A 4622-nucleotide genomic window follows, 5' to 3' on the forward strand; every position below is an offset into this window, starting at 1 on the left:
GATGGAAATGCTCTCGCGCCGAGCGTATGGATTCAGGAATTTTGAGAATTACCGCCTGCGAGTCTTGGCTCAATGCGGGTGGAATGGTGTGATTAACCGAGTGTGATGAATGCCCTGATCCCCCGATAATGGGGTAGAGCCTGAATTCTTTGGCGGAGCGGACGGGACTCGAACCCGCGACCCCCGGCGTGACAGGCCGGTATTCTAACCAACTGAACTACCGCTCCGCAGCGGTGTAACTATAAGCAGGCGGCAAAGCGGCCTGGCGTCCCCTAGGGGATTCGAACCCCTGTACCCACCGTGAAAGGGTGGTGTCCTAGGCCTCTAGACGAAGGGGACAGGACAAAAAACAAGCTGCGCAGTATAGCATGAAACCATGCGCCTTCTTGCTTCTTCGCCAGTGTAATGGTGGTGGAGATAAGCGGGATCGAACCGCTGACCTCTTGCATGCCATGCAAGCGCTCTCCCAGCTGAGCTATACCCCCACATGTACACAACATTGTATTGCTTTTAAAGCTTGTTGTTTACGCAGCCGACCGTTTGGTTTGCTGCCTGAACGCTAGGTCTTAAAAACAATGCATGTCTAGCAAAGAAGCGAAATTATGCACCAAATTTTAATCGTGTGCAAGTCGAGGCGAAAAATTTGTACCGGTGCGACGTAAGAATGTCCGGTCTATAAAAAAAATATGGTGAGACGGGGCTGGTGCATGGTCAATGATTGCCCGCAACCCGCAACCCGCAACCCGCAACCCGCAACCTGGCGCCGGCCATCAACTGTCACCGTGCGAGCCGATCTACGAACTGCGCCGTGACGTACGGCGGCACACGGCCGCGCCCAGGAGCAGGACAAGCACTATCCAGGCCAGCACGGGGGTGTCGCCCCAGCGGACGTAGGGCGTGAGTCCGCGGGCGCCCTGGACTTCCACGTCGAGCACGCCGACGATGTTGGCGGGCAGTTCGGCGCGCACGGCGCCGTCGGGGTCGATGGCGGCCGTCATTCCGGTGTTGGTGGCGCGAATGACGGGGCGCGCCGTTTCCATGGCGCGCAGGCGCGACATGCGCAGGTGCTGGCGCAGCGCCCATGAGTCGCCGAACCAGGCCAGGTTGCTCAGGTTCATTAGTATGGTGGCGCCGGGCCCTTGGGTGGGGCTGTCGGCGACGGACTGGATGATTTCTTCGCCGAATACGTCTTCGTAGCAGATGTTGGGGGCGATGGTCTGGCCGGCCAGGTTGAATAGATGCTGGCGTGCCGCGCCCCGGTTGAAGTCGCCCAGGGGGATCTGCAGGGCGTCGACGAACCAGCGGAACCCGGGAGGGATGAATTCGCCGAACGGTACGAGGTGGTGCTTGTCGTAGCGCAGGGGCAGTGCGCCGGACAGCAGCTCCGGCAGCGGCGTATTGGCGTCGAAGGCGATGGCGCTGTTGGTGTAGCGGGGAACGCCGTTGTCTTCCTCATGCAGGGGAATGCCCATGATGATGGTGGCGTTGCGTTCCCGCGCGATGGCTTGCCAGTCCTGCCAGAGTTCTTCGGGGTAGCTGTCCTGGAACAGGGGCATGACGGTTTCGGGCAGGATGATGAGCTTGGGCTCGTCGCCGGCCACCTTGGGCGGCAGGGCGGCCAGGCGCATATAGCTGTCGATGCCCTGCTGCATGAACTGGGGGTCGAACTTTTCCGACTGGGGCACATTGCCCTGCACCAGGCGTACCAATATGGGCGCGCCGGAGGGGCTGGACCAGCGTAGCTGCCCCAGGGCCAGGCCGGCCAGCGCCACGGCGATGCCGGCAGCCACGGCGGTGGCTGCCGCGGCTTCACGCGGCGTGCCGCGCGTCTGCTTCAGTTGGGCGATGGCCGCGGCGATGAAGGCGGCGAACCAGGCCAGGCCGTAGACGCCGAACAGCGGCGCCCAGCCGGCAAGCGGTCCGTCGGCGTGGGCATACCCGGTGTTCAGCCATGGAAATCCGGTAAGCAATGTGCCGCGCAGCCATTCGGCGCCGGCCCAGCACGAGGCCCACAGGGCGGGCGCCAGCAATTGCCGGCCATACGAAGCGCCGGCGTGGCGCCATGAAGCGGTCAGCCATTGAGTGGCGGCAGCGGCCAGGGCGAAGAACAGCGCTTCGCCGGCGGCCAGCACCAGCACAGCGCCGGCGGCCAGCGGAGCGGCGAGCCCGCCGAACCGGTGCAGGCTGATGAAAATCCAGTAGAGCCCCACGCAGAACTGGCCAAGCCCGAACAGGAAGCCTGTCCACGCGGCGGCGCCGGGAGAGCGCGCGGTGAACACGTAGGCGGCCAGGCAGGCCAGCGCGACGATTTGCACATAGGGCAGCACCAGGGCCGGCAGGGGGTTGGGCGCGAACGACAGCGCCTGCACGGCGCCCAGCAGTATCAGCTGCAGGCCGTAGCGCAAGGAGGAAGCGGTGGGTTTCAAGGTCTAGGAGGTTTGTTCGGTCTGGGCGGTGGCGGCCTGGTCGCCGTGCTGGATATGCAGCCACAGCACGCGCTTGGCGTCGGCGCCCACCACGGTCAGGCTCAGGCCCCCGTGGTCGAGGGTGTCGCCGCGGCGCGGGATATGGTCGAACTGGGCGGTGAACCAGCCTCCCAGGGTGTCGTAGTCGTCGTGCGGCAGATCGGTGCCGAAGGCCTCGTTGAAGGTTTCGATTTCGGTGATGCCCATGGCGCGCCAGCTGTTGGAGCCGGTCTTGAAGATGGTTTTCGCCGCGTCTTCATCGAATTCGTCTTCGATGTCGCCGACGATCTGTTCCAGCACGTCTTCCATGGTGACCAGGCCCGACGTGCCGCCATGCTCGTTGATGACGATGGCCAGGTGGTTGCGGCTGCTGCGGAATTCGTGCAGCAGCACGTTGAGGCGCTTGGTTTCGGGAATGAAGACGGCGGGGCGTACCAGCGGGCGCAGGTCGATGGCCGGATTGGTGATGGTGAGCAGCAAATCCTTGGAAAGCAGGATGCCGACGATGTTGTCGCGGTCGTTTTCGTAGACGGGGAAGCGTGAGTGTCCGGTATCGATGATTTCCGGCAGCAGTTCTTTGAGAGGCTTGCTGATGTCCAGCATGTCCATGCGCGAGCGCGGAACCATGATGTCGCCCGCAGTCTGGTTGGCGACGTCGAGCGCGCCGGAGATCATGGCGAAGGCATCGCCGTCCAGGACTTGCCTGTCGTGCGCCGCTTCGAGTACGGCCTTGATGTCCTCGCGGTCTTCCGGCTCGGGGCGGATCAGCGAGACAATTCTGGCAAAAATGGATTTATTGGTGGCTTTCGACGGTCGGGGTTCAGAGTCGGGAGAAGAGTTAGGTTCTGACATTGTCCACAGGACGAGTTGCTGGAAGGTTTAGCATAACCCAAATCAGGGCCGGGTTTCATGACAGAACCGTCAGGGAGCAAGGCTGATTTGGCCGTGATGTGGTCGGCCTTCGGCGTGTTCAGTGTTCCTGATAGGGGTCGGCAATGCCCATTTGCGCCAGAATGTTCGTTTCCAGGGCCTCCATGGCGGCGGCTTCGCCAGGGTCGATATGGTCGTGCCCCAGCGAGTGCAGCACGCCGTGCACGGTCAGGTGGGCGGCGTGGTCCTCGAGGCTTTTGCGCTGTTCGCGGGCTTCGCGCTCCAGCACGGGCAGGCATAGGACGATGTCGCCGCGCAGCGTGCCTTCCGGATCGACTCCGTATTCGAAGGTGAGCACATTGGTGGCATAGTCGCGCGCCCTGAACTGGCTGTTCAGCTCCCGGCCTTCTTCGGCGTCCACGAAGCGCAGGGTCAGCGCCGCGGCGGCGATGCCGGAAGGGTTTGCGCCGTTCGCGGCCGGGGCGGCGTTCAGCGCGGCATCCAGGGCGCGCTGCACCCAGCGGCGCAGGCGCCAGCGGGGCAGTTGCGGCGCCGGCACGCCGTACTGGACGGACAGCGACAGCTCAGTCATGGTCGCCCGCTTTTTCGTAGGCTTCGACGATGCGGGCCACCAGCGGGTGGCGCACGACGTCGCGGCTGGTGAAGCGTGTGGTGGCGATGCCCTGCACCGAGTCCAGCACCTCCAGGGCATGCGTCAGCCCGCTGGGCTGGCCGCGCGGCAGGTCGACTTGCGATGGGTCGCCGTTGATGACCGCCTTGCTGCCGAACCCGATGCGGGTCAGGAACATTTTCATTTGCTCGGGCGTGGTGTTCTGGGCTTCGTCGAGAATGACGAAGGCGTGGTTCAGCGTGCGCCCGCGCATATAGGCCAGCGGGGCGATTTCGATGGCCTGCTTGTCGAACAGGCGCTGCACGCGGTCGAAGCCCATCAGGTCGTACAGGGCGTCGTACAAGGGGCGAAGGTAGGGGTCGACCTTTTGCGTCAGGTCGCCGGGCAGGAAGCCCAGGCGCTCGCCCGCTTCGACGGCCGGGCGGGTCAGCACCAAGCGCTGCACGGTTTCGCGCTCCAGGGCGTCGATGGCGCAGGCCACGGCCAGCCAGGTCTTGCCGGTGCCGGCTGGGCCCACGCCGAAGGTGATGTCGTGCTTCAGTATTTGGTTGAGGTAGTCGCGCTGGCGCGGCGTGCGGGGGCGCAGGTCGGTGCGCCGGGTGCGCAGCACCAGGCCGGCGCTCAGGTCGTCCACGGGCGGCAGTTCGGGCAGCTCG

General features: G+C 64.3%; 4 protein-coding genes and 3 tRNA genes. All 7 read right to left on the reverse strand.

The genetic code is table 11. The features are described 5' to 3' along the window. Positions 1–150 precede the first annotated feature (150 nt). A tRNA-Asp gene (locus tag VNT00_RS07445) sits at positions 151–227 on the reverse strand. Positions 228–263: 36 nt separating this feature from the next. Next, positions 264–339 (reverse strand) — tRNA-Glu (locus VNT00_RS07450). A 70-nt stretch (positions 340–409) separates the two neighbouring features. Then, a tRNA-Ala gene (locus tag VNT00_RS07455) sits at positions 410–485 on the reverse strand. Positions 486–794: 309 nt separating this feature from the next. Then, positions 795–2426, reverse strand: a complete 1632-nt coding sequence (gene lnt, locus VNT00_RS07460) for an apolipoprotein N-acyltransferase (protein WP_325586034.1) — start codon at positions 2424–2426, stop codon at positions 795–797. Between the two features lie 3 nt (positions 2427–2429). Further along, entirely contained in the window at positions 2430–3317 is an 888-nt protein-coding gene (locus VNT00_RS07465) for a CorC family transporter (protein ID WP_325586036.1), read from the reverse strand. A gap of 118 nt (positions 3318–3435) precedes the next feature. Then, on the reverse strand, positions 3436–3927 hold the full coding sequence (ybeY, locus tag VNT00_RS07470) for an rRNA maturation RNase YbeY (RefSeq protein WP_325586038.1): 492 nt from the start codon (positions 3925–3927) through the stop codon (positions 3436–3438). Continuing rightward, a partial coding sequence (locus VNT00_RS07475; protein WP_325586040.1) for a PhoH family protein occupies positions 3920–4622 on the reverse strand: 703 nt, incomplete at its 5' end. The genes ybeY and VNT00_RS07475, both read right to left, overlap by 8 nt.

Origin of the sequence: Eoetvoesiella sp., from assembly GCF_035555955.1 — a bacterium.
Classification (GTDB): Bacteria; Pseudomonadota; Gammaproteobacteria; order Burkholderiales; family Burkholderiaceae_B; genus Eoetvoesia.